This is a genomic window from Pseudomonas sp. Irchel s3a18 (assembly GCF_900187535.1).
Lineage (GTDB): Bacteria > Pseudomonadota > Gammaproteobacteria > Pseudomonadales > Pseudomonadaceae > Aquipseudomonas.
The window spans coordinates 132,169-155,148 of record NZ_FYDV01000010.1 but is presented as its reverse complement, the minus strand read 5'-3'; the positions used below and the strand labels follow the sequence as shown (position 1 = coordinate 155,148).

21 protein-coding genes are annotated in these 22,980 nt (G+C 58.6%); 9 read left to right on the top strand and 12 right to left on the bottom strand.

Features of this window, described 5'->3' with window-relative positions:
* Positions 1-34: 34 nt before the first annotated feature.
* Positions 35-802 (bottom strand): class III extradiol ring-cleavage dioxygenase, encoded by a 768-nt coding sequence (locus CKW29_RS15795; RefSeq protein WP_095143865.1) that lies wholly within the window; start codon positions 800-802, stop codon positions 35-37.
* 102 nt (positions 803-904) lie between these two features.
* Between CKW29_RS15795 and CKW29_RS15790 the strand changes: the two genes are divergently transcribed.
* The gene (locus CKW29_RS15790; RefSeq protein ID WP_095143864.1) at positions 905-1,567 is read left to right on the top strand and encodes a thiopurine S-methyltransferase; all 663 of its coding nucleotides are present in this window, start codon (positions 905-907) and stop codon (positions 1,565-1,567) included.
* Positions 1,568-1,623: 56 nt separating this feature from the next.
* On the opposite strand, the gene htpX is transcribed toward CKW29_RS15790, so the two are convergent.
* Positions 1,624-2,511, bottom strand: a complete 888-nt coding sequence (gene htpX / locus CKW29_RS15785) for a protease HtpX (protein WP_095143863.1) — start codon at positions 2,509-2,511, stop codon at positions 1,624-1,626.
* Between the two features lie 314 nt (positions 2,512-2,825).
* Positions 2,826-4,037: a pyridoxal phosphate-dependent aminotransferase gene (locus CKW29_RS15780; RefSeq protein ID WP_095143862.1), complete on the bottom strand. Its 1,212-nt coding sequence runs from the start codon at positions 4,035-4,037 to the stop codon at positions 2,826-2,828.
* 224 nt (positions 4,038-4,261) lie between these two features.
* On the opposite strand from CKW29_RS15780, the gene msrB reads away from it, so the two are divergent.
* The 3 genes from msrB to CKW29_RS15765 all read left to right on the top strand — a co-directional run bounded on the left by msrB (position 4,262) and on the right by CKW29_RS15765 (position 5,776).
* Positions 4,262-4,657 carry a peptide-methionine (R)-S-oxide reductase MsrB gene (gene msrB / locus CKW29_RS15775; protein ID WP_095143861.1) on the top strand — a complete coding sequence of 132 codons (396 nt, stop codon included), beginning with the start codon at positions 4,262-4,264 and terminating at the stop codon, positions 4,655-4,657.
* 175 nt (positions 4,658-4,832) lie between these two features.
* Positions 4,833-5,318 (top strand): glutathione peroxidase, encoded by a 486-nt coding sequence (locus CKW29_RS15770; RefSeq protein WP_095143860.1) that lies wholly within the window; start codon positions 4,833-4,835, stop codon positions 5,316-5,318.
* Positions 5,315-5,776: a MarR family winged helix-turn-helix transcriptional regulator gene (locus CKW29_RS15765; RefSeq protein WP_095148819.1), complete on the top strand. Its 462-nt coding sequence runs from the start codon at positions 5,315-5,317 to the stop codon at positions 5,774-5,776. The genes CKW29_RS15770 and CKW29_RS15765 overlap by 4 nt, the downstream gene beginning before the upstream one ends.
* On the opposite strand, the gene CKW29_RS15760 is transcribed toward CKW29_RS15765, so the two are convergent.
* A complete protein-coding gene (locus tag CKW29_RS15760) occupies positions 5,760-8,081 on the bottom strand; it encodes a response regulator (protein WP_095148818.1) in 2,322 nt (773 codons plus the stop codon). The genes CKW29_RS15765 and CKW29_RS15760 overlap by 17 nt on opposite strands.
* Positions 8,082-8,246: 165 nt before the next feature.
* Between CKW29_RS15760 and CKW29_RS15755 the strand changes: the two genes are divergently transcribed.
* A complete protein-coding gene (locus CKW29_RS15755; RefSeq protein ID WP_095148817.1) occupies positions 8,247-9,137 on the top strand; it encodes an ATP-binding protein in 891 nt (296 codons plus the stop codon).
* On the top strand, positions 9,134-9,616 hold the full coding sequence (locus CKW29_RS15750) for a GAF domain-containing protein (RefSeq protein ID WP_095143856.1): 483 nt from the start codon (positions 9,134-9,136) through the stop codon (positions 9,614-9,616). Before CKW29_RS15755 ends, CKW29_RS15750 begins: the two co-directional genes overlap by 4 nt.
* Here the strand turns inward: CKW29_RS15750 and CKW29_RS15745 are convergent, their stop codons facing one another.
* The 8 genes from CKW29_RS15745 to CKW29_RS15710 form a co-directional block, all read right to left on the bottom strand.
* Entirely contained in the window at positions 9,617-12,565 is a 2,949-nt protein-coding gene (locus CKW29_RS15745; protein ID WP_095148816.1) for an HD domain-containing phosphohydrolase, read from the bottom strand.
* Between the two features lie 187 nt (positions 12,566-12,752).
* A complete protein-coding gene (locus CKW29_RS15740) occupies positions 12,753-16,382 on the bottom strand; it encodes a transporter substrate-binding domain-containing protein (protein ID WP_095148815.1) in 3,630 nt (1,209 codons plus the stop codon).
* 8 nt (positions 16,383-16,390) lie between these two features.
* Entirely contained in the window at positions 16,391-17,017 is a 627-nt protein-coding gene (locus tag CKW29_RS15735; RefSeq protein ID WP_095078689.1) for a response regulator transcription factor, read from the bottom strand.
* Positions 17,018-17,302: 285 nt separating this feature from the next.
* Entirely contained in the window at positions 17,303-17,710 is a 408-nt protein-coding gene (locus tag CKW29_RS15730) for a response regulator transcription factor (protein WP_095143853.1), read from the bottom strand.
* Between the two features lie 263 nt (positions 17,711-17,973).
* Positions 17,974-19,305 carry a deoxyguanosinetriphosphate triphosphohydrolase gene (locus tag CKW29_RS15725; protein ID WP_095148814.1) on the bottom strand — a complete coding sequence of 444 codons (1,332 nt, stop codon included), beginning with the start codon at positions 19,303-19,305 and terminating at the stop codon, positions 17,974-17,976.
* A gap of 173 nt (positions 19,306-19,478) precedes the next feature.
* The gene (locus tag CKW29_RS15720; protein WP_095143851.1) at positions 19,479-19,820 is read right to left on the bottom strand and encodes a hypothetical protein; all 342 of its coding nucleotides are present in this window, start codon (positions 19,818-19,820) and stop codon (positions 19,479-19,481) included.
* The gene (locus tag CKW29_RS15715; RefSeq protein ID WP_095143850.1) at positions 19,817-20,206 is read right to left on the bottom strand and encodes a phage holin family protein; all 390 of its coding nucleotides are present in this window, start codon (positions 20,204-20,206) and stop codon (positions 19,817-19,819) included. Before CKW29_RS15715 ends, CKW29_RS15720 begins: the two co-directional genes overlap by 4 nt.
* Position 20,207: 1 nt before the next feature.
* Entirely contained in the window at positions 20,208-20,522 is a 315-nt protein-coding gene (locus CKW29_RS15710) for a YqjD family protein (protein WP_095148813.1), read from the bottom strand.
* Positions 20,523-20,846: 324 nt separating this feature from the next.
* On the opposite strand from CKW29_RS15710, the gene CKW29_RS15705 reads away from it, so the two are divergent.
* From CKW29_RS15705 to CKW29_RS15695, 3 genes are all read left to right on the top strand, one after another.
* Positions 20,847-22,055, top strand: coding sequence for an ammonium transporter (locus CKW29_RS15705; RefSeq protein ID WP_095143848.1), 1,209 nt, complete (start codon positions 20,847-20,849; stop codon positions 22,053-22,055).
* A 132-nt stretch (positions 22,056-22,187) separates the two neighbouring features.
* Positions 22,188-22,424 carry a glutaredoxin family protein gene (locus CKW29_RS15700; protein WP_095078696.1) on the top strand — a complete coding sequence of 79 codons (237 nt, stop codon included), beginning with the start codon at positions 22,188-22,190 and terminating at the stop codon, positions 22,422-22,424.
* Positions 22,425-22,538: 114 nt separating this feature from the next.
* On the top strand, positions 22,539-22,973 hold the full coding sequence (locus CKW29_RS15695) for a LexA family transcriptional regulator (RefSeq protein ID WP_095078697.1): 435 nt from the start codon (positions 22,539-22,541) through the stop codon (positions 22,971-22,973).
* Positions 22,974-22,980 lie beyond the last annotated feature (7 nt).

Below are 22,980 nucleotides of genomic sequence, written 5' to 3'. Positions count from 1 at the left end.
CCCCGACTGGTTCGGGGATTTTTTTTGCCTGCCGTTAGCCGAAGCGGTAAATGTCCATGCCGAGTGCGCCCAGGGTGAATCCCTGGTGGGCGATGCTGAAATCGCCACCGGCGCCACGGGCGAAGTACAGCGGCAACAAGTGTTCGTCGCTGGGATGGCTGCGAACTGCATGGGGTGCTTGCTGGCGATAATCGTGCAGCGCGGCTTCGTCGTTGGCAGCGAGTTTTTCGATCATCCAGTCCCTGAAGGCCTTGGCCCAGGGTTCGACGCTCTCGGGGCCGGCATGCCAATCCAATTCCTGCAGGTTATGGGTGATGCTGCCGGAACCGATCAGCAGCACGCCTTGTTCGCGCAGACTCGACAACACATGGCCGACGCGGGTTTGCAGGGCCGGGCCAAGGCGGCTGGGGAGCGAGACTTGCACCACGGGAATGTCGGCGCGGGGATACATCAGTGACAGAGGCACCCAGACGCCGTGATCGAACGGGCGTTCGCTGTCGAGTTGCGCGGGCAGGCCATCGGCCTTGAGCCGGTCGGCAACCTGTGTCGCGAGCGCTGGCTGGCCAGGTGCTGGGTATTGCACCGCGAACAGCGCAGCGGGAAAACCGCCGAAATCGTGCCAGGTGCGCGGTTGTTCGCCGCTGCTGACGCGCAGGTCCTGGCTTTCCCAGTGCGCGGAAACGATCACGATGGCGCGGGGTGTCGGCAACTCGGCCGCCAGGCGGGCCAATGCAGGGCCGCTGGCACCTGGCTCCAGTGCCAGCATGGGGGAACCGTGGGAGATAAACAGGCTGGGGAGCATGAAGGGTGTCCTGAGGGTTAAGATGACCTCATCTTCAGTCAGGTCAATGATCTAAATCTAATATAAGTTTTAGTGCAAATTGATCGAATTTTCAGGTGATTTATGCAGTCGGAGTTTTGGCAAAAGCGCTGGGCGCTCAATCAGATCGGTTTCCACCAGGCTGATGTGAATCCTTATCTGCAGCGCTACTGGCCACAGCTGAACTTAAAGGACGAGGCGCGGGTGCTGGTGCCGCTATGTGGGAAAAGTCTGGACCTTGTGTGGTTGGCAGGGCAGGGCTATCGGGTGTTGGGCGTCGAGCTGTCGGAAAAGGCAGTGGAAGACTTCTTCGCTGAGCAACAACTGATGCCGCGTATCACCGAGCATGGCGTGTTCAAGGTCTATGAGGCAGGGCTGGTCACGCTGTGGTGTGGCGATTTTTTCGCACTGACAGCAGCCGATGCCGCGGATTGCGCGGCGCTCTATGACCGGGCGGCATTGATTGCCTTGCCACCCTCGATGCGTGAGCAGTACGTCGCCCACCTGATGCGGATAGTGCCTGCGGCCAGTGAAGGCCTGCTGATTACCATGGACTATGACCAGGCGCAGTTGGCGGGTCCGCCCTTTGCGGTAAAGGATGATGAGGTCCAGGCGCTGCTGGGTGATCGCTGGCAGCTCGAAGTTCTTGAGGTGCGGGATATCCTGGGTGAGAGCTGGAAGTTCCTTCAGGGCGGCGTCACGCGCCTTGACGAGCGGGTTTACCGCCTGAGTACGGCAGACGCCTGAAGCGGGCGGGCACAAAAAAGGGCGACCGTGGTCGCCCTTTTTTGTGGTTGTGGCACTTAGCCGCGACGACGCAGTGCGTCAATGCGCTCTTCCAGCGGCGGGTGGCTCATGAACATGCGAGCCAGCCCTTGCTTGATGCCGCCGTTGATGCCGAAGGCGTTCAAGGTGTCCGGCATGTGCACCGGCAGGCCTTGTTCCGAGCGCAGGCGCTGCAGGGCGCCGATCATCGCGCTGGTGCCGGCCAGACGGGCACCGGCCTCGTCTGCACGGAATTCGCGCTTGCGCGAGAACCACATGACGATGGAGCTGGCCAGGAAACCCAGTACCAGTTCGGCGAAGATGGTCGCTACGTAGTAGGCGATACCCTGGCCTTCTTCGTTCTTGAAGATCACCTTGTCGACAAAGTTGCCGATGATCCGCGCGAAGAACATCACGAAGGTGTTCACGACCCCCTGGATCAGGGCCAGTGTCACCATGTCGCCATTGGCGACGTGACCGATTTCGTGCGCCAGGACCGCTTTCACTTCATCGGGCGAGAAACGTTCGAGCAGGCCCTGGCTGACCGCGACCAGTGCGTCGTTCTTGTTCCAGCCGGTGGCGAAGGCATTCGCCTCGTAGGCCGGGAAAATCCCGACTTCGGGCATCTTGATGCCGGCTTCACGGGACAGCTCTTCAACGGTTTGCAGCAGCCATTGTTCATGGCGAGTGCGCGGTTGGCTGATGATTTGAGTGCTGGTGCTCATCTTCGCCATCCACTTGGAGATGAACAGCGAGAACAGAGAGCCGGCGAAACCAAAGACCGCACAGAAGATCAGCAGCTGATTGAGGTTGAGATCAACCCCGTTGGCCGCCATGAACCCGTTGAAGCCGAAAAGGCTCAGGGTGATGCTGGCAATCAGCACGACCGCCAGGTTAGTGGCCAAAAACAGCAGGATGCGCATCATGGTTGTAGAAATCTCCTCATGCTAAAGATGTAGCGTACTGCGGGGTATATAAGGTGATGCACCGGGCTATTCAACCGGGTGACTATTTCAAACTGTGTCCTACAGCCGGATTCCTGTTCGTTGCAGGGCGATTCTGATTTTTTTCGAGCCCCTGTCCGGCTGCCATTTACTATCGCAACTACCGCCATCATTGGGTGTAACGCGCGCTCAGGTGTCTGCGCGAGCAATCAAGGCGCGGTCACGATGAAGAATGTTTAATCTGTTGCTGAGTTGATCGCCGAGGGCATTGAAATGACGCCTCGGCGTGGCAGGGCTTATTGGCGATAGGACTTCAGGAAGTTGCCGATTCGGCCGATGGCCATGTCCAGGTCATCCACCCGTGGCAGGGTCACGACACGGAAGTGATCCGGCCATGGCCAGTTGAACGCCGTACCCTGGACCACCAGCAGTTTTTCCGAGAGCAGCAGGTCGAGCACGAATTTTTCGTCGTTGTGGATCGGGCAGACTTTCGGGTCGATCCGCGGGAAGGCGTAGAGAGCACCCATCGGCTTGACGCAGCTAACGCCCGGAATGTCGTTGAGCAGTTCCCAGGTGCGGTTGCGTTGTTCCAGCAGGCGGCCAGGAGGCAATACCAGGTCATTGATGCTCTGGTAGCCGCCCAAGGCGGTCTGGATGGCGTGCTGGCTCGGCACGTTGGCACACAGGCGCATGTTGGCCAGCATGTCGATGCCCTCGATGTAGCTCTGGGCGTGGTGCTTGGGGCCGGAAATGGCGATCCAGCCGGAGCGGAAGCCAGCCACCCGGTAGGACTTGGACAGGCCGTTGAACGTCAGGCACAGCAGGTCCGGTGCAAGCGAGGCGGTGCAGATGTGCACGGCGTCGTCGTACAGGATCTTGTCGTAGATCTCGTCCGAGAACACCACCAGGTTGTGCTGGCGTGCCAGTTCCAGCATGCCCAGCAGGACTTCGCGGGAATACACCGCGCCGGTCGGGTTGTTCGGGTTGATGATGACCAGGGCTTTGGTATTGGGGGTGATCTTGGCCTTGATGTCGGCCAGGTCAGGGAACCAGTTGGCTTGCTCGTCGCACAGGTAATGCACCGGGTTGCCGCCCGACAGGCTGACGGCGGCGGTCCACAGTGGATAATCCGGTGCCGGGACCAGCACTTCGTCACCGTTGTTGAGCAGGGCCTGCATCGACATCACGATCAGCTCGGAAACACCGTTGCCCAGGTAGATGTCTTCGATGCCGACACCTTCCACCTGCTTTTGCTGGTAGTACTGCATGACGGCCTTGCGCGCACTGAACAGGCCTTTGGAGTCGCTGTAGCCCTGGGCGGTCGGCAGGTTGCGGATCACGTCCTGGAGGATTTCATCGGGTGCTTCGAAACCAAAGGGTGCCGGGTTGCCGATATTCAGCTTGAGGATGCGATGGCCTTCCTCTTCCAGGCGTTTGGCGTGCTTGAGCACTGGGCCGCGAATGTCATAACAGACGTTGGCGAGCTTGTTCGATTTGCTGACCTGCATGGCGATGTGTTCCCGAAAATGAACGATCCAGACGTCGTATGAACTACCGTACTGGGAATCCTGCGTTCTCACACCAGCCTGGCACCTGGGTTGCGCGCAGCAAAATCCGTTTGAGTGCGTGTAACGCGGCTGCCAGACTGGCGTCAAATGAGGCGCAATCATACGTGCCACCCGATCCGTGGAAAAGGTACAGATCGGGCTTTTTCATATGCCGAGGTGTAACGATGGAAAAACTCGAAAAAACCCTGGAAGAATGGCGTGCGATGCTCGACCCGGAGCAGTACAACGTTTGCCGTCTGAAGGGTACCGAACGACCGTTCTCGGGCAAATACAATGGCACCAAAACCGACGGTGTTTACCACTGCATCTGTTGCAATGAGCCATTGTTCGACGCGAAGGCCAAGTTCGACTCCGGTTGCGGCTGGCCAAGTTTTTATGAGCCGATCGGCGCAAGCGCCATGGTCGAGATCCGCGATGTCAGCCATGGCATGATCCGCACCGAAGTAGTGTGCGCCAAATGTGATGCGCACCTGGGGCACGTGTTCCCGGACGGCCCGCCGCCGACCGGCTTGCGCTACTGCATCAATTCAGTGTGCCTGGACCTGGTCCCTCGCCAGTAGCATGGGAGGGGGCGGGCGACGATCCATTGTCGACGAAGGCGATGTCACACATGCCTTCGCTGGCGCGCCCGATCCCGGTGCAGTTGGTCGGTATCCAAGCATTTAAATTGCGCACAATCTAATTGCCCGCTATGTTCGTCTCTTGCCCAACCTTTGGATAAAGGAGCATCGCGCCATGAATGACAACCTGCTGAACATTCCGTGCACCACCATCAAAGGTGAGCAAAAGACCCTGGCCGACTACGCCGGTAAAGCTGTGCTGGTGGTCAATACCGCCAGTGAGTGCGGTTTCACCCCGCAATACAAAGGTCTGGAGGCGTTGTGGAAGACCTACAAGGACCAGGGGCTGGTGGTGCTCGGTTTTCCGTGCAATCAGTTCGGCAAGCAGGAGCCGGGCGATGAGAGTGCCATTTCCGAGTTCTGTGAGTTGAACTTTGGTGTGAGTTTTCCGCTGTTCAAAAAGATCGACGTCAACGGCAGTGATGCTCATCCGTTGTTTGTCCAGCTGAAGAAGCGCGCACCGGGTGTGCTGGGCTCTCAGGGGATCAAGTGGAACTTCACCAAGTTCCTGATCGGCCAGGACGGCAAGCTGGTCAAACGTTTCGCCCCCGCAACCAAGCCGCAGGATCTGACCCGCGAGATCGAAGCCCTGCTCAAATGAACGACCTGTCAGCCGATTCGCTGGAGCTCGACAGCCAGCTCTGCTTCAAGCTGTACGCCGCATCGCGGGCGGTGATCCGTGGCTACAAGCCGATGCTCGATCAACTGGGGCTGACCTACCCGCAATACCTAGTGATGCTGGTGTTGTGGGAGTGGCAGCAGTGCGCCCCCGAACAGCCAACCGTCAAGGCCCTGGGCGAACGCTTGTCGCTGGACTCCGGGACGCTGACGCCGTTGCTCAAGCGACTGGAGCAGATGCAGTTGGTCCAGCGCCAGCGCTCGGCGCGCGATGAGCGCGAGGTGCACTTGAGTCTGTCGCAGGCCGGTGTTTCCCTGCGTGAGCAGGTCGGGCCCCTCAAGGCGCGGCTGTTGTGCGACAGCCGCGTCGACCTGCAGCGCTTGAGTGAGTTGCGGGCAGGCCTCGATCAGTTGCTGGGGCAGATCAAGGCGCTTTCGTAGCGGGTGCCCACAGGTCTAGCAAGGCGGCCAGTTCTTCACGGCGAAAGGGCTTGGCCAGGTAGTCGTTCATGCCCGCCGCCCGACAGCGTTCACGCTCCTCGGGCATGGCGTTGGCGGTCAGGGCGACGATCGGCAGGTCCGGCCAGCGACCGCTGCGACGGATATGCCGGCTGGCTTCATAGCCGTCCATCACGGGCATGTTGCAGTCCATGAGTATCAGGTCGAAGCGGTTCAGTTCCAGCTGATCGAGGGCTTCGGCCCCGTGTGCGGCGACTGTCACGTCGCTGCCCAGCTTGCTGAGCATGCCTTTGGCCACGAGCTGATTGACCGGGTTGTCCTCCACCAACAGGATTCGTGCCCGCTGCCGGGGTGAAAGGCCTTGTGTCGGCGTGTCGCTGACCAAGGGCGTGTCAGCTTGCAAGGCGCGGCGCAGTGTGTGGTAAAGCGCTTTGCGGGCCAGGGGCCGGGCCAGTTGTTGCAGGGGCGCCAGGGTGGCGGTTTCCTCGCCTGGCATGAAGTTGCCGTAGGCGGTAACCAGCAGGATGGGGGCGTCAAACGCCGGTCGGAAGCGAAACAGACACTCTGGGCAATCGGTGATCAACAGGTCGGGAGTGTAGCGGGTCAATGGGTCGTCAATCGTGCGCTGTTCATAGGCAAGACCCCAACCGGGGAGCAGGTTACGCAGCAATTCGGCCAGGCCACTACCGGTTGATGTAACGGCCAGGACCTTGCCTGTCAGTGGGGCGGGGGGAGCGGCGAGCGCGTGTGTGGGGAGTGGAAGGTCGGCACAGAACTGGCTGCCGAATCCGGATTCCGAGCTGATGCTCAGACGACCCTGCATGGCATTGCACAGGTTGAAAGTCAGGGCCAATCCCAGCCCGGTGCCACCGAACTGACGGGTGATACCGGCTCCGGCCTGGGTAAAGGGTTGGAAAATCTTGACCTGGGCCTCCTGTGCGATACCGATGCCGGTATCGCACACTTCGATTCGCACGCCATCCTCAAGGGTGCTCAAGCGCACATCCACCCGTCCGAAGCGCGTGAACTTCAGGGCGTTCGACAGCAGGTTGCTGACGATCTGGCGAACCCGCGTCGGATCGCCCAGCACCAGGGAGGGAAATTGCGGATCGATCAGGCATGTCAGCTCGACGCTGGGTGCCGCATTCTGTGACAACAGGTTGGCCGTGTCCTCGATCAGTGAGCCGAGGTCGAAGGGAATATGCTCGAGTTCAAGTTGTCCGGCATCGAATTTCGACAAGTCCAGGATGTCGTTCAGCAGTTCCACCAGTACTTTGCCGGAGTCGTGGGCAATCGACAGCTGCTGGCGTTGCTCGGCATTCAATGGACTGTCCAGCGACAGCGCGATCATTCCCAGCAGGCCATTGAGCGGTGTGCGGATTTCATGGCTCATGTTGGCGAGAAAATCCGAGCGTGCCTGAGCCATGTCCAGCGCTGTCTGTCGCGCGACTTCCAGTTCCCCATTGGTTGACGTCAGGCGGGTGTTGATGGCTTTCAACTCGGAGGTACGCGAGGAGACGATATGTTCCAGCTGGCCGAGGTAGTCAGTCAGCCGGTTTTCCGCGGCGCGTCGCTGCTGGATTTCAACGGCCATGGTCTCGATGTGTTGGTTGGCGACCTTGACCAGTACGCCGATTTCGTCATTTTCATGGTCTGCAGGACAGTCCAGCGGCGGCTGGTCCGCGCTGCGTGGATCTCGCAGGCTCAGCTCGCGAATGACCCGGACCAGCGGCTGGGTGAGCATGACGTAGAACAATGCCAGGAGAATCCCGCTGAGTATCAGGCTACGGAAAAAACCGTTGAGCAAGGTGACTCCAGCTCGATTCAGAAAGCGGGTGCCGAAGGTGTAAGTGTCGACCTCCAGTAGCAGGGTGCCCAGGGATTCGTTGGGCAAGTGTTCGAGGAACAGGCGTTCCTTGAATTGGCGATTGGCGCCAAACAGAAAGTCACTGATCACCCGGTAGGCGTTTTGTGAGCGCGGTCGCTCTACGTTGGCCAGCACGGTATTGTTGTTGTCTATCAGTTGCGCACCGATCACGGCCGGCGAGCGCAACAGGCCGAGCGTCAGCTCTTGGGCCAGTTCGGCATCGATGTTGTAGGCGATCCGTGAGGCGGGGCTGTGGCTGATTTCCAGCAGCGACAGTATTTCCCGATTGATGGAGGCGTCTTCACTGGCATAATCGATGCCTATTTGCAGCAGGCTCAGCAGCATGCCGAGAATGAAACCAACCAGCACAGTTAGCCTGGCTTGTTTGTAAGACAGGCGGTTGGTGAATTTGATATCCATTGGGTGCTGAACCACTTTCGTTTCCCTTCTGGGCGAAGCATAGCTGATCATTGCCGGGTTTCGGGCGGTCTGTCGGGTGCGCCATTATCCCGAACGCTCCGGCATAGCGCGCTGTTTTTACTTTTCTGTCCCCATCATTACTGTGAACGAGCCTGAGGAGAAGTCGTGGACTCTCGATTGAATGCCTTTCTTGAACGCGCCGATGCGGTTCTGGCTCGTATCGAGCCTCTGCTGCCTGCGCAGCGCACCGCCATCGACTGGACACAGTGCCTGGCGGCGCGCTGGCAACGTGAGGGGCGCAGCGGTTTTCTAATGCCGCTCGAGGTCAGCCTGGACATGTGTTTGTCCGACCTGATCGGCGTGGACAAACAGCTGGAGCAGTTGAACCGCAACACCCGGCAATTTCTCGATGGCATGCCTGCCAACCATGCATTGCTCTGGGGTTCGCGAGGCACCGGCAAATCGTCGCTGGTGCGGGCGTTGTTGGCCGAGCACGCCAAAGGCGGTCTGCGCCTGATCGAGATCGAGCGCGATCACCTGGCGGACCTGCCCCGGGTGGTCGAACAGATTGCCAGGCTGCCTCAGCGCTTTGTGCTGTTTTGCGATGACCTGTCGTTCGAGGCGGGCGAGGGCGATTACCGGGTACTTAAAAGCGTACTCGACGGCTCGTTGGAGCAGGCGCCGGACAACGTGCTGCTCTATGCCACCTCCAATCGGCGCCACCTGGTGCCGGAAAAAGAGAGCGATAACGAAAACTGGAAAAGGGTCGACGGTGAACTGCACCCCAATGAGGCGGTGGAGGACAAGATCGCGCTGTCGGACCGATTTGGGTTGTGGTTGTCGTTTTATCCCTTTACCCAGGAACACTTTCTCGATGTGGTCGAGCATTGGGTGGGGCAACTGGCAGCCAAGGCCGGCCTTGAGTGGCAGCGTGATGAACAGCTCGACATCCTCGCGGTGCGCTGGGCCACCGGCCGCGGTAATCGCAACGGCCGTTGCGCGTATCAATTTGCCCGGTACTGGGTAGGACTCAAATTGTTGGAGCACAAGGCATGATCGATTTGCAAAACACTGGCGCAGGCCTGGAGGGCTACGGCCTGCTGTGTGCGCAACTGGAGTCGTTGCTGGCCGATGAGCGTGATTTTATCGCCAATGCCGCGCAGTTTTCGGCGTTTGTGTTCAACCAGCTCGATGATCTGAATTGGGCCGGGTTCTACCTCAACCGCAATGAAGAGTTGGTCCTGGGGCCGTTCCAGGGGCAGATCGCCTGTGTACGGATTCCGTTTGGCCGTGGTGTTTGCGGTGCGGCGGCGGCCACCCTGACAACGCAACGGGTCGAGGATGTACACGCGTTCGCCGGGCATATCGCCTGTGACAGCGCCTCGAACAGCGAATTGGTGGTGCCGCTGGTCAAGGACGGTCGTCTGATCGGCGTACTGGACCTGGATAGCCCGTCCCTTGCCCGCTTCAGCGTCGACGATCAGGCTGGCATTGAACAGCTGGCGGCCATTTTCCTGCGCTTGACCGACTGCTGATCAACTGGCTAGCCCTGCCTTGGCGAGCAGGCTCGCTGAGTCAACGGTATCGATTTGCCGAGGCTCGAGGAATTTGTCGGCGTATTGCTGATAGATCTTCTCATTGACGAACAGCGCAAACAGCTGCGGATCGATATGCGCATCGCGGCACATGAAGGCCATGATGGCCAGGGCCTCACTCAAGGTCTTGGCCTTCTTGTAGGGGCGGTCCGCTGCGGTCAGTGCCTCGAAGATGTCGGCAATCGCCATCATTCGCGCAGGCAGGCTCATCTCTTCGCGCTTGAATTGTCGCGGATAGCCGGTGCCATCCATTTTTTCGTGGTGCCCACCGGCTATTTCCACCACGTTACTCAGGTGCCCGGGGAAGGGCAGGTGGCTGAGCATCAGGATCGTCTGCACGATGTGATGATTGATGATGTAGCGCTCTTCACGGGTCAGAGTGCCTTTGGTGATGCTCAGGTTGTACAGCTCACCGCGATTGTATTTGTACGGTGGCACGTCGAGTTTGAATCCCCAGGGGTTGTCTGCCGGAATCAGTTCGGCGTCGTTGCGTTTGAACAGATGCTCGGGTCGATCCGCCAGCAGCGGCTCGCTGACGGGGAGTTCAGGGGGCGGGGTGCCTGCCTGGCGGTGGTTCTCTTCCCAGGAAACACCCAGTCGATCATCCAGTGTCCGGGTCCAGGTTCGCTGGGCGATGCGGTGCAGTCGTTGCAGGTCTGCATCGGCCATGGCTTCGCTCCCCAGGTTGCAGCGAGCGATGAAGGCGAAATCGTCATCAAGGGCGGCCAGGCTGGCATCACGTGCTTCACTCAGGAGTGGCTCCTGACCGCCCAGGGCAAGTGCATGCCAGTAGTCGATCCAGGCATCGCGCTTGAGGACTTCGAAGCGCGTGCGGATCTCGTGGATGCGGTCGTTGAGGGTTTCCAGCTTGGTGGCTTTGTCGACCACGTATTCAGGGGTGGTGATTTTGCCGCAGTCGTGCAGCCAGGCGGCGATATGCAAGGTTTCCCACTCGTCGTCGGTAGGCTGGTAGGCCATGAACTCCGGGGCCTGGCTCGCGGCAGCGGCCTGGGCGAGCATCAAGGTCAGTGCAGGGACGCGCTGGCAGTGGCCACCGGTATAGGGACTCTTGGCGTCAATCGCGCCGGCCAGCAGCTTGATGAAGGAGTCCAGTAGCTGTTGTTGCCTGGCCTGCAAGCGCTGGCTTTCGATACTGACGGCAGCGGCGCCCGAGACCGCCTGGATGAATGCGATCCGGTCCGGTCGAAGCTTCTCCAGGTCTGCGTGTGCGCCCGTGTCGGTGAGCAGCAGGACCAGTGCGCCGACGGTTTCATTGTGGCGATTGTGCAGGCGGATGCCAATCAGGTGAGCGCTCGGGCAATTCATGGCGAGCAATACCGCTTGCAGGTCGGCGGCCTGTTCGAAGCCGAGTACGGTGACCAGTGAGTCCTGGCTCAGCAGTTGCCGGAACCAGGCAGGGTGCTGGGTGTCGTCAGGGTCATAGCCGCTGATGTTGAAGGCCGAGAGTGCCTGAGGCTTATCCTCGATGATCAGCCCGTGGGGCTCGAGCCGGTTTCCATCGTGCTCACGCAGATAGATCAGGCCGGCTTGCGCCTGGCCGATCTTCACCGTTTCGAAGAGCACCCGTTGCAGGAGGGGGTCGAAGCGGGTTTCCGCAGACAGGCTGTCGGTGATTTCGAAAAAGCTGGCCAGCGTGTCTTTCATACGTGCCATTGATACGCTGAGTTGGTCGACCTCCAGCACGGGGGAGCGCCGAGTGACCGGGTAGTTGAAGTCGAAGCTGCGAATGGCATCGGCTTCCTGTACCAGTGCGCGCAAAGGTTTGACCAGTATTCTGGAGGTTAGCCAGCCCAGCGGTACGCAGAGCAGCAAGGTGGCCAGGGTAATCAACGCGCCTTGCCAGCGCATTCGATAGGCGTCCACCAGTAACTCGTCTTCGGGAACCATCAGGGCCAGTTGCAAACCTCGCGGGCCACCTTCGGCAATGCTACTGCGGGCAAAGATCCATTCACGGCTGGCTACCTCCAGCCGTTGACCGCTGCTGGTGTTCTTGAACAGGGCGTCCAGCGCCGGGCTGAGGTCCTTGACCTTGGCCAGGTGCGCCTTCTGATCGTTGATGATCAGTTTGTTGCTGTCGGGGTAGGCGACGGCATTACCATCGCCATCAAACAGGACGATTTCGGTGCCGGGTGTTACCTGGTGCCTGGCCAGGGTCGCAGACAGCTGGGCCAGTGTCAGGTCGGCGCCCATCACGGCATTGGCGCTGCTGCGTCGGGCCAGGGTCGTGCCGATATTGTGGGTCGAAAAGAAAATGTACGGCTCGGTGGTGATTTGCTCCTGGGTTGCGTTTGCACTGTTGAACCAGGCGCGAGTGCGTGGGTCGTAGGTTTCCTGCGGATTGTCCCGGCACTCGATCAGGGTCAGTGACGGGTCGTAGAACAGGGACTGGGAGCGAGTGTGTCCAGTGAGACTGTCACGGTCGATGCTCCAGACTTGAAAGGCGGCAGTTTCAGGTGCCTTGAGGGTGTGTTTCAGCGCTTCGCTGCGCAGTGGGCGAACCATGAAAAAGTCACCGTCAGCGTAGCCTGCATAGAGTGATGCCAGTTCTGTATTGTCGTTGAGTGACTGGCTGAAGGGCCTTAGCAGCGCCAGTCGTTGTTCCAGGTTCGTCGCCTGCATCGCGGGGTTTTGCACCAACAGGCTCAGCAAGCGACGAATGGGACGGTAAGTCGTGTGCAGGTCATGCCGCACGTCCTGTTCTATTCGGTCGAACAGTTTTTCGCTGCTGGACAGAATGATCTGCGTGGTTTGCCGGTAGTTGAAAACTCCCAGCACAATGCCCGTGAACAGCAGAAGCAAAGTGAACATCACGCTGATGTGCACGTGCAGCGGAAATCGACGTTTCTCCGGGTGCAGTGGGCTGGGCATCGCGGTGTCTCTCCATCGTCATGACACACTGCTGAGCACGCAAGCATAGTAAATGAAGGACCAATCCGCCTTGGATCCCTAGGGTCTGTTGAGCAAGCCTTGGACGAACAGCCTGGCAAGCATGGGACGGTTGTTCGCAGGCCCGCAAGCGCCCGAACTCACCCGGTCGGTGCCGGGGAGCCTTGACTCAAGAAACGGCTTGCAGGCTGAGCTGTTGTTGCAGGGCCTGATCCAGCTCAAGGATGGCGTACCGCATCCGGTTTTTGTGGGCTTGGAGCCTGTCCAGAGAGAAGTCCTCGTGGCACATGCGTTCGAGCGCCTCACAGCTGTCTATCAGGGTTGAAGCCTGGATGAGGCGCGCCGCACCTTTGATTTTGTGTGCGACATCGATGAAGGCCTGCCGCCCGCTTGCAGGTGGTAGTCCAAGTAGCTCCTCCAGGTCGAGGCGGTTACTGTTGAGTAGTTCGGCGAGCAATCGATGTGCTCGCAGGGGGTCACCTCCGGTGAGTAAATGCAGACTGTCCAGGCTGAAGACCTGGTCCTTGCTGATCGGCTCAAGTGCTTCCAGGCGTTGGCTCAGTGTTGTCAGACTGATGGGTTTGAACAGGCAATCATTCATGCCTGCCTGCAGGCATCGCTGTTTTTCCTCTGGCTGGGCGTTGGCGGTGAACCCCAGCACCGTACAACGTGGGCGCTGCTCTTCCTGCTCGTGGGTACGGATGGCACGGGTGAGCTCGTAACCATTCATCAGGGGCATGTTGCAGTCTGCAATCACCAGATCGAAATGGCTTTCTTTCCAGCTCCGCAAAGCGTCTTCGCCGTTGTTGGCCGTGATCCATCGATGGCCCAGGAAGTCGAGTTGCTGGCACATCAGTAATCGATTGGCGGGATGGTCGTCGACCACTAGCACGTTCAAGAGGGTTGTGGTCCTGGCAAGCGCCGGTTGCGGGGTATCCTGGGCGATTGCGCCAGGCAGTGTGGTCATCGGCAGGCACACCCGTGCCTGTGTGCCAGTGCCCGGTTCACTGGTCAGCTGCAAGGTGCCGCCCATCATTTCACACAGGCTGCGGCAGATCACCAGGCCCAGGCCTGCGCCACTTCTGGCCCGGTGCCCGGTGTTGCCCGCCTGGGCAAAGGGCTCGAACAGCTGACGCTGATCGTCCTCGCTGATACCGATTCCGCTGTCACAGACCCATAGCTCGATGAGCCATCGATCGGGCTGCGGCGAGGGTTGCAGACGGACCTTGATGGTGATTTCACCCTGCTCGGTAAACTTGATGGCATTGCTGATCAGGTTGGACAGTATCTGCTTGAGACGCAGCGGATCCGTCATGACATCGGGCTGATCGTCCGCGTCGGGAAGCGTAAGGATCAGGCTGAGGTTTTTTTGTCGTGCGAGCCCGTCGAAGACTCGCACGACTGCTTCGACGGTTTCGCCGAGGTTCACCCGTTCGGGGAAGAGGCTCAGGCGACCGGACTCGATTCGGGCGATGTCGAGGATGTCGCCAATAAGCTCGAGCATGTCCTTGGCCGAGTTGTAGGCCACTTCGATGGCCGAGCGATCAAGGTGGTTCGGATCGGCGCGCCTGAGCGTCAGTTCGAGCATGCCGATCACCGCGTTCATCGGCGTGCGGATTTCATGGCTCATGGTGGCGAGGAATGTGCTCTTGGCGTGGCTGGCCTCATCGGCCCGTTCTTTGGCAGACCTGAGTTCATCAAAAAGCTGACGCCGCTCGCTGATATCGATCCATCCTCCGATGATTCCCTGGACGTCACCCGTCGAATCCCGGTAGGGAAGAATCCAGTGGTAGATCGTCAGTTTTTGCAGGCCGATGTGCAGGGGGCGATCAAGAATCAACGGAACGCCTTCGGCCACCACGCGTCGATAATCAGCGTGGTATTGCCTGGCTTCAAGCACGTTGCTCATGGCACCTTGCATCACATCTTTGCCGATCACGTCTTCGCGTCTGGCGCTGAAGGCTTGCAGATAGCTGTCGTTGCAACTTTTCAGCAGCCCCTCGCGGTCACGCACATAGATGGGGTGAGGTGTCCCGTTGACCAGCGTCTGCATGAACTCGAACTGGTCACTCAGTGCTCGCTCCGCTTGTTGGCGTTGCTTGATCTGCCTGCGCATATGGGCATTCCAGGCCAGCAAAGTCAGTAGCAGCAGGCTGCTGCCGATGAGCAGTTGATACAGTAAGCGCTGGTAGGTGCGCCAGGTGTTGCCGGAGGTGCTCGTGTAACCACGCCAGCGACTGTTGATTATGCCCAGTTCGTCTGGTGCGATGCTTAACAGGGCTTTGTCGAGGATGGCACTCAGTTCGGGAGCGTCGCGTGCAGTCGCCAGGGACAACGCGGCCTGCCGAGTGCCAATTGTCGCGCTGATCTGCAGTCGGTCCTCGAACAGCTGCGAGTCGACGAAATAGTTGGCAGTCACCAGCGAATTGACCGCGCCCTCTACCTGGCCCTTGGCAAGTAGTTCTACCGTGCTGAAGGTGTCAGGTGTTTCGACCAGGTGGATCGTCGGGTGCTCGCGGATCAGGTAGTCGCGCAATGGATTGCCTTGAGTGATGGCGAGGCTTTTGCCTGCCAGTTGCTCCAGGCTGGTCGGGCTGGAGCCGCTTTTTCGGGTCAGCAAGACAAATGAATTCTCAAGATAGGGACGGGTGAAACTCAGAAGGGCTTCACGCTCGGTATTGGGAAGCAGGGCGGCAATCAGGTCGACCCGGTTCTCCTGGACCTGCTTGATCATTTCGTTGTCGCTTCGGCTGCGGTGAATCTCGAAGCGCAAACCGGTGCGCAGCCTGATCAGTTCGAGCAGGTCGGCAGTAATCCCTCTGAATGTGTCATCGGCGTCAAAGAACGTCAGCGGGGCGAAAGCATCGTTGACGGCCACGCGGACCACCGGATGTTGTGCAAGCCAGCGTTCTTCGCGGCGGGTCAATTGCAGTTTGTGGTCAGTCAGAAGAATGTCGCTGCCGGCGCTCCAGCGCTTGGCGATGCTTTCGCGTTCTCCCGTGGCTACCGCCTTGAGAACGGTGTTGATGATATGCAGAAGGTTCTGATTGTCCTTGCGAACGGCAAAACTGAAACCATAGGCTTCGTGTTTTCCGAAGTTGGCCATTCGCACATTCTTCAGATAGCCCTTGTTGATCATGTAGTGGGTTGAAATGGTGTCACCCAGAAAGACGTCGGCCTGGTCGAAGGCGACTGCATTTATCGCATTCAGATAGGACGGATAGGGGGTGATGACCGCCTTGGGGTAGAGCGCCTTTACCTCTTCCGGTGGCAGGTAGTGATAAACCATACTCAAGCGCATGCCGGCCAGGCCCTCGGTCAACGAACGGCTCTCGTTCTCCCGGGTCACCAGGACGGGTTGGTCAATGGCATAGGGGGCGGATAGTGCGATGTTCGAATACCGGGCCTCGAAACCATTGGCCGTTCCGAGCAGGTCGATCTCGCCGTTTTCGAGTGCCTGGATGGCAGCTTCGCGGGATGGGTAGCGACGGATCTTGATGGGCAACCCCAGGGAGGCGCCCAGGATACCGGCGTAGTCGGCGGTAAAACCCTCGTATTCATGGCCGCTGATCGTCAAGTCAAAAGGGGGGTAGTCGGGCGCCGAACTGCCCAGGACCAGTTCGCGTTGGTTGAGTACCCACTGCCGTTGTGGTTCATCCAGCTGGATGTCCATGTGGCTTGCCGTTGAACGACTGAGCAATGTGTAATGTTCGACTCCGGGTTCGGCTATGGACACTGAGGCATTCAGGTATAAACCTGCACTCAAATACAATAAATAGTCCTTTAAACACCTGGGCATCCTGTCTCTCACACTAAAGCGTTACGTTTTGCCATCTCGATAAGTTCTACCAGGGACTTGGCCTTGAGTTTTTGCATGAGTCTTTTCTTGTAGGTACTGACAGTCTTGTTACTGAGAAACATGCCCTTGGCGATTTCCTTGTTGGTGCGACCCTGGGCGAACAATTGCATCACCATCAGTTCGCGATCGTTGACGGACTTGAACAAGTCCAGTTCCGCGCAGAGTGCTTCGTCGTCGCGAGACGGGTTCAATGCCTGGCTGGGAAAATAGTTGTAACCGGACAACACGGCTTTGATGGCGCTGAGCAGTTCGCTGAGGCCTTCCTGTTTGCAGACATAGCCTGACGCACCGGACCCCATGCAGCGGATTGCAAAAAGTGTTGGCGTTTGAGCCGTCAATACCAGTGTTTTCGGTCGCGTGCTCATGGCGTTGAAGCGGGAGAGGATTTCCAGCCCGTCAAGTTTGGGAATGCTGATGTCCAGGATGATCAGGTCAGGCATGCATTCGCGAACCATCTGCATCGCATCGACCCCGTTGTCGGCTTCACCTACTACTTTGTAGTCTTCATGCTCTAGTAACATACGCAATGCAAGGCGAATGACGGGGTGATCGTCGACAATAAAAACTGAGTTCATAATCAAATCCCATATGTGCACAAATAAAGCGAGCACCTTAGCTCAGATATGGAAGCCGACATATAAACGGACAGGGTTGGGGGTGCAATATAGGACTAATCCTACAATGGAAGGGGCAGGGGATTACGTGCCAAGTAGGTGGTTGTGGGCGAAGAGTGGATGTTTGGATAATATATTAATTGATGTGACAAGGTTGGATGAGCGCTTGCCTGATTCGCTAAGTACTGGTGTGGGTCTATGTACAGTGGTGCTCTCTATGCGTCTTGGTGTTCTGTGCAATGATTGTCATGGATGGTTGATGTTGGAGCAATACAGAGTCAATAAATAAGTGAACTCGGATTGCTTCAGTGGTTTTGGCAGCAGCCCCAATAAAGGCAGGTGTTGCTCGCGGGCCTGCTTTTTTAGCCTGTCCAGTTCGATTGTATCAAGGCTGCTCAGGATAATAGCCTGTTGGATCAGGCCCTGATGGTTGGCAATAGCAATCAAGTCGAGACCTGAAAGGTCTGGCAGGCATTGGTCGCACAGCAATATCTCGAAAGGGTTATGCATCCGGTTCATCGCCTGCAGTGCGGCGTTGGCGCTGTTTGAGGTCGTTATATGGGTGAAGCCGTAACTTTCAAGCAGGTATTGGGTTGCCTTGAGTTGAAAGGGATGGTCCTCCACCAGCATGATGCGAAAGTTGTATGAGAGCATTTAGTTTTCCATGCAAGATCGCCAACTTGAGGTGATGGACAGTGGAGAATTATTTTTTCAGGCGCTAATGTTTTTTTGTGTCCGAATATCTATCTGTCGTAGGAGGTCGACTTGTTGTTTCAGTATGGAGCAATTGATTTGTGTGTAGAGAGAAACAGTAAGTTTGCTTGGCGTAAGATGTAGGGCGATTCGCTCATTATGTTGAACGCTGGACCTGTGGTCAGTCGCACGCCAGATGCCTGGGTGCGACGGAACCATGGGGCTTAGGGGTGGCGGGAGCGTCCAGTCATTTCCAGGGCCATTTCGCTGGCGTAGCTGTCGGTCATGCCGGCAATGAAATCGATCATGCGTAAAAACGACGCGTGCAAAGGGTCGTTCGGATTGGGAGCATTGTTGCCGAGTAGATCGAGTATGCGACGATTCTTGAATGAAGCCGTACGACCGCCATGCTGCTCCAGCGCGGCCCCGCAAAAGCCGTTCAACAGAATCTCCAGGGTTGTATACGCACCGATTTCATGCAGGGTCTTGCGCTTGTCCTGGAAGATTTTTTTACGCGCCATGTCCTTGGCATTCAGCACGCAACGCTTGGCCGGGCCGTGCATGTGCTCCACCAGATCACCTTGCAAGGTGCCCGCCAGCAGGGCGTCCTGTTGCTCGACGAATGCACGCGCCGCTGCATTGGTCAGGTGTTCGATGGCCTTGCCACGCAGGATCGCCAGTTTGCGTCGGCGCGAGTCGTTGGCACCCAGCAGACGGTAGGTTTCCGGCAAGTCATCACCGACCAGGCCGAGCAACAGAGCCTCCACTTCGGCGTATTCCAGCAACTCCATCTCCAGGCCGTCTTCCAGGTCGATCAAGGCGTAGCAAATGTCATCCGCGGCCTCCATCAGGTAGACCAGCGGGTGCCTGGCCCAGCGTTGTTCGTCCAGTTGTGGCAGGCCCAATTTCTGGGCGATTTGCTCCAACAGTGGCAGCTCGCTCTGGTAGCAGCCGAATTTATGCTTCTTGTAACCCAGCGAGTCGGCGTGGCGTGCTGTCCAGGGGTACTTCAAATAGGTGCCCAGTGTCGCGTAGGTCAGCCGGGTGCCACCGTCGAACTGGTGGTATTCCAGTTGTGTCAGAACCCGGAAACCCTGGGCATTACCCTCGAAGTTGAGGAAGTCATCCCGTTCGACTTCGCTCATGGCATCCAGCCAGCCCTTGCCTGCGGCTTGTTGGAACCAGTACCGGATGGCGTCTTCACCGGAGTGACCAAAGGGGGGGTTGCCGATGTCGTGAGCCAGGCAGGCAGATTGCACCACCATCCCCAGATCGCTGGGCTCGCACCAGTCGGGCAGGGCGCCGCGAATGGTTTCACCGACGCGCATACCCAGTGAGCGCCCAACGCAACTGACTTCCAGCGAATGGGTCAGGCGGGTATGGATATGGTCGTTGCTGGTGACCGGATGGACCTGGGTCTTGCGCCCCAGCCGGCGGAAAGCACCGGAGAAAATGACCCGGTCGTGGTCTTTGTGGAACGGGCTGCGGCCGAGTTCTTCCGGGCTGTGCACCGGCTTCCCGAGGCGTTCACGATTAAGCAGGGTATGCCAATCCAAGGCTGGGCTCTCCGTAGGGTGACTGATGCGTTAGCTTCCCGGTTCGTGCCGCCGGCTGCAAGCGGAACCCGAGTCCGAGCCCGTCGGTATCGATACTCGGTAAACGGGCAGACGACATCGAACCTCTCGATAAAGAGGTTCGAGCCCGCAACACTGCGGCCAATGACAGCGGACTAGTCTTTGCGTGAGGTGCCTTGCATCACCAGCTTGATCAGCGGCAACAGTGTGGTGCCCAGCCGCACCCATCGGGAGACATTGCGCAGGCCTCCACCCTTGGCGCCTTTGCCGGTGAGAAAACCCAGCAAGGTCACGGCGGCCACTCCCCAGAGTGGCGCGTGCTTGATGCCCAGGCCCTCCTGCAGGGTTTGCGACATGCCGCGTATTCGCTGCAAGGGTTGCAGCAATTGCCGGGACTCATGACGTATTTCCTGGCGATGCATTTCCATGCGCAAGCGGATCAGGGCCTTGCGCATTTCTTGCCGCGAGCTGTTCTTGGGGATCTCGGGCAGGTTCATGGCAACAGGCGCTCCCTGTCGTTGTTCAGCTCTTCAAGGGTGGCGTGGAACGGCGACGACTCGTCGAAGACCGCAGCTTTCAGGCGCATGCCGCAGAACAGGGCTGCGAGCGCATAGAACACGCACAGGCCAACGATGGCCGTCAGGCGATAGGTGTCCCAAAATACAATCAACACCAGTGCCGAAAGACCCACCAGCAACAGCAGGGCGAACACCAGCGCAAGGCCGGCGAACAGCAACAGGCTGACCGTACGCGCCTTTTGCTCTTGCAACTCGATGCCGAACAACTCGACATGACTGTGCAGCAACCCTAGGAACGCGGCGCCCAGGCGCCGCGATGAGGAGCCGGAGTCTGTTTCCGGCGAGCCGGATTCACCGATCGCCATATCAGCGCCGAGTCGCCAGCAGGCCAATCAGAAAGCCCACCCCAGCCGCGATACCCACCGACTGCCAGGGGTTGGCCTGGACATAGTCTTCGGTCGCAGAGACAGCGGCCTTGCCGCGCTCGTTCAGGGAGTCCTGGGTCAGTTTCAGGGTCTCGCGGGCGCGCACCAGGCTTTCGTGAATCTGACTGCGCAGTTCGTCGGCTTGATCACCGGCCAGTGTCGCGGTGTGTTCCAGCAGCCGCTCGGTGTCGCTGACCAGTGTCTGAAAATCTTCCATCAGGATTTCTTGAGCAGTCTTTTCCGTTTTGCTGGCCATGGTGATCTCCATAAGTGGCGTGTGAAGTGTTCGAGTATGAGCCGTTTGCGAAGGTTCAGTGCAAATGGCTGGTACAGCTTTTGCTATGTCGTGGTGCGTCAATCGGTGCTGTGGTGCTGAAAACGGGCGTGCTTCGCGAAAACCTTAACCTAAATAATAGTAATCAGCGGAAACATCCAGGCAAGGATTGACCCCGCCGTTTTTTTTGCGCCAAAACGGTTCGCCGTAAGGCGAGTTGATGCCAGGGGAGGTGTCAACTTGGTGCGCAAAAAGGCCTGGCGAACTGCTTTGGTGCTTTTTCCGGATTGAAGGTCTGCCAACCCCATGGAAAATCTGCAAAGTGCAGTGGACAGTCTGGTCCACGGTTCCAACACGCTCTTCATCCTGATCGGCGCGGTCATGGTCCTGGCGATGCATGCCGGTTTCGCCTTCCTGGAAGTCGGTACGGTTCGTCAAAAGAATCAGGTCAATGCCTTGTCGAAAATCCTCAGCGACTTTGCCATTTCGACCCTGGCTTACTTCTTTATAGGCTACTGGATCTCATACGGCGTCCATTTCATGCAACCGGCCTCGGTGATCAGTGTCGATCACGGTTATGGGCTGGTGAAATTTTTCTTTCTGCTGACGTTCGCCGCCGCCATTCCAGCCATTATCTCCGGCGGAATTGCCGAGCGGGCGCGGTTCATACCGCAGTTGTGCGCCACCGCGCTGATCGTGGCGTTCATCTATCCGTTTTTTGAGGGCATTGTCTGGAATGGCAATTTGGGTCTGCAAGCCTGGTTGCTCGAGCGCTTTGGTGCCGGCTTCCATGACTTTGCAGGTTCGGTGGTGGTGCATGCCATGGGCGGCTGGTTGGCATTGGCGGCAGTACTGCTACTCGGACCGCGCAATGGACGGTACCGCGACGGGCGTCTGGTGGCGTTTGCTCCGTCGAGTATTCCGTTCCTGGCATTGGGTTCGTGGATTCTGATCGTCGGCTGGTTCGGCTTTAACGTAATGAGCGCACAGACTCTGCAGGGGGTCAGCGGTCTGGTGGCGGTCAATTCGTTGATGGCCATGGTTGGCGGCACCGTGGCCGCATTGATCGTTGGCCGTAACGACCCGGGGTTTCTACACAATGGACCGCTGGCCGGGCTGGTCGCGATCTGCGCGGGCTCGGACCTGATGCACCCGGTGGGGGCCCTGGTGACCGGTGCCATCGCCGGGGCCCTGTTTGTCGGGTGTTTCATTGCCGCGCAAAACCAATGGAAGATCGATGATGTGCTGGGCGTCTGGCCATTACATGGCTTGTGTGGCGCCTGGGGCGGCATTGCCTGCGGGATCTTTGGCCAGACGGCGTTGGGAGGGCTGGGTGGTGTCAGCCTGATCAGCCAATTGATCGGTACGGCGCTGGGTATTGTGGTGGCATTGATCGGGGGGCTTGTGGTGTATGGCGCAATCAAACGCTTGCATGGTCTGCGCCTGAGCCAGGAAGAGGAGTACTACGGTGCTGACCTGTCGATCCACAAGATCGGTGCCGTCAGCCAGGACTGAGGGGCGCCGGGTGCGCAATGATCTGCACCCCGATCTGCGCGCGGCCTCACCTCCTCATGGGAGTGGCTGGCGCTCGACGGTTTTTTATGTCCGGCCTAGAATGATCACCCATTCCTCAGTGATCTGTACCTCATGCCTTCTGAATGCCAGTTGTTCGGCACCCTTGGCTGCCATCTCTGTGAACTCGCCGAAGCGGAACTGATGCCGTTGGTCGAGCACGGATTGTTGGTGGAACTGGTGGACATTGCGGACAGTGACGCGTTGTTTGAAGCCTATGGCTTGCGAATTCCGGTGTTGCGCCGGGTCGATACGGGGGCCGAACTGGGCTGGCCCTTCGATGCCGAGCAAGTCGTGGCGTTTTTGCGTTGACCCCTGGCTTTTGTTGCGACACGGACTCCGTTTGTCGTGATCTGCCTGTAATGCGTTGGCGCGCGCTTGAATATTCGGTTACTGTATGTGCATACAGTTATTCGGGTGGCCGTCATGTCCCTCACCATACTCGCAAGTCGTCAGCGCTTGCAGCTGCCGGATTCCGGTGAGCTGAGCATCAGTACCCTGCATTGCGCCGCTCGAGAGCAGGCGCACTGCGACTTCTCGCTAGACCGGATCGTGGGTCTGGGGGCCGAGCAGGTGCGTGCGGTCCTGGTTGATGACGACAGCTTGCTGGGATTCGGTATTTATCCCGGTGACCGTCTGATCGTCGATCGTTCGATCCAGCCTGTTCAGGATCAATACGTGGTGGCCCATCTCGACAGCGAAAACGATTACTGCGTGCGCCTGTTGGCGGCCGATCCCAAGGGAGGGCTGCTGCTCAAGGCTGCGCGGCCCTCTATCCCCTCGGTCCCCTTTGATGAACTCGACCCGGCCCCGATCTGGGGGGTGGTGCTGTGGGTTGTCAGCTATGTGGGGCGCGGATGAGGTTGAC

Excerpts from the sequence above, each read along its gene's own strand:
- CKW29_RS15795 (WP_095143865.1), bottom strand. The coding sequence starts at position 802 with ATGCTCCCCAGCCTGTTTATCTCCCACGGTTCCCCCATGCTGGCACTG.
- CKW29_RS15790 (WP_095143864.1), top strand. The coding sequence starts at position 905 with ATGCAGTCGGAGTTTTGGCAAAAGCGCTGGGCGCTCAATCAGATCGGT.
- htpX (WP_095143863.1), bottom strand. The coding sequence starts at position 2,511 with ATGATGCGCATCCTGCTGTTTTTGGCCACTAACCTGGCGGTCGTGCTG.
- CKW29_RS15780 (WP_095143862.1), bottom strand. The coding sequence starts at position 4,037 with ATGCAGGTCAGCAAATCGAACAAGCTCGCCAACGTCTGTTATGACATT.
- msrB (WP_095143861.1), top strand. The coding sequence starts at position 4,262 with ATGGAAAAACTCGAAAAAACCCTGGAAGAATGGCGTGCGATGCTCGAC.
- CKW29_RS15770 (WP_095143860.1), top strand. The coding sequence starts at position 4,833 with ATGAATGACAACCTGCTGAACATTCCGTGCACCACCATCAAAGGTGAG.
- CKW29_RS15765 (WP_095148819.1), top strand. The coding sequence starts at position 5,315 with ATGAACGACCTGTCAGCCGATTCGCTGGAGCTCGACAGCCAGCTCTGC.
- CKW29_RS15760 (WP_095148818.1), bottom strand. The coding sequence starts at position 8,081 with ATGGATATCAAATTCACCAACCGCCTGTCTTACAAACAAGCCAGGCTA.
- CKW29_RS15750 (WP_095143856.1), top strand. The coding sequence starts at position 9,134 with ATGATCGATTTGCAAAACACTGGCGCAGGCCTGGAGGGCTACGGCCTG.
- CKW29_RS15745 (WP_095148816.1), bottom strand. The coding sequence starts at position 12,565 with ATGCCCAGCCCACTGCACCCGGAGAAACGTCGATTTCCGCTGCACGTG.
- CKW29_RS15740 (WP_095148815.1), bottom strand. The coding sequence starts at position 16,382 with ATGCCCAGGTGTTTAAAGGACTATTTATTGTATTTGAGTGCAGGTTTA.
- CKW29_RS15735 (WP_095078689.1), bottom strand. The coding sequence starts at position 17,017 with ATGAACTCAGTTTTTATTGTCGACGATCACCCCGTCATTCGCCTTGCA.
- CKW29_RS15730 (WP_095143853.1), bottom strand. The coding sequence starts at position 17,710 with ATGCTCTCATACAACTTTCGCATCATGCTGGTGGAGGACCATCCCTTT.
- CKW29_RS15720 (WP_095143851.1), bottom strand. The coding sequence starts at position 19,820 with ATGAACCTGCCCGAGATCCCCAAGAACAGCTCGCGGCAAGAAATGCGC.
- CKW29_RS15715 (WP_095143850.1), bottom strand. The coding sequence starts at position 20,206 with ATGGCGATCGGTGAATCCGGCTCGCCGGAAACAGACTCCGGCTCCTCA.
- CKW29_RS15710 (WP_095148813.1), bottom strand. The coding sequence starts at position 20,522 with ATGGCCAGCAAAACGGAAAAGACTGCTCAAGAAATCCTGATGGAAGAT.
- CKW29_RS15705 (WP_095143848.1), top strand. The coding sequence starts at position 20,847 with ATGGAAAATCTGCAAAGTGCAGTGGACAGTCTGGTCCACGGTTCCAAC.
- CKW29_RS15700 (WP_095078696.1), top strand. The coding sequence starts at position 22,188 with ATGCCTTCTGAATGCCAGTTGTTCGGCACCCTTGGCTGCCATCTCTGT.
- CKW29_RS15695 (WP_095078697.1), top strand. The coding sequence starts at position 22,539 with ATGTCCCTCACCATACTCGCAAGTCGTCAGCGCTTGCAGCTGCCGGAT.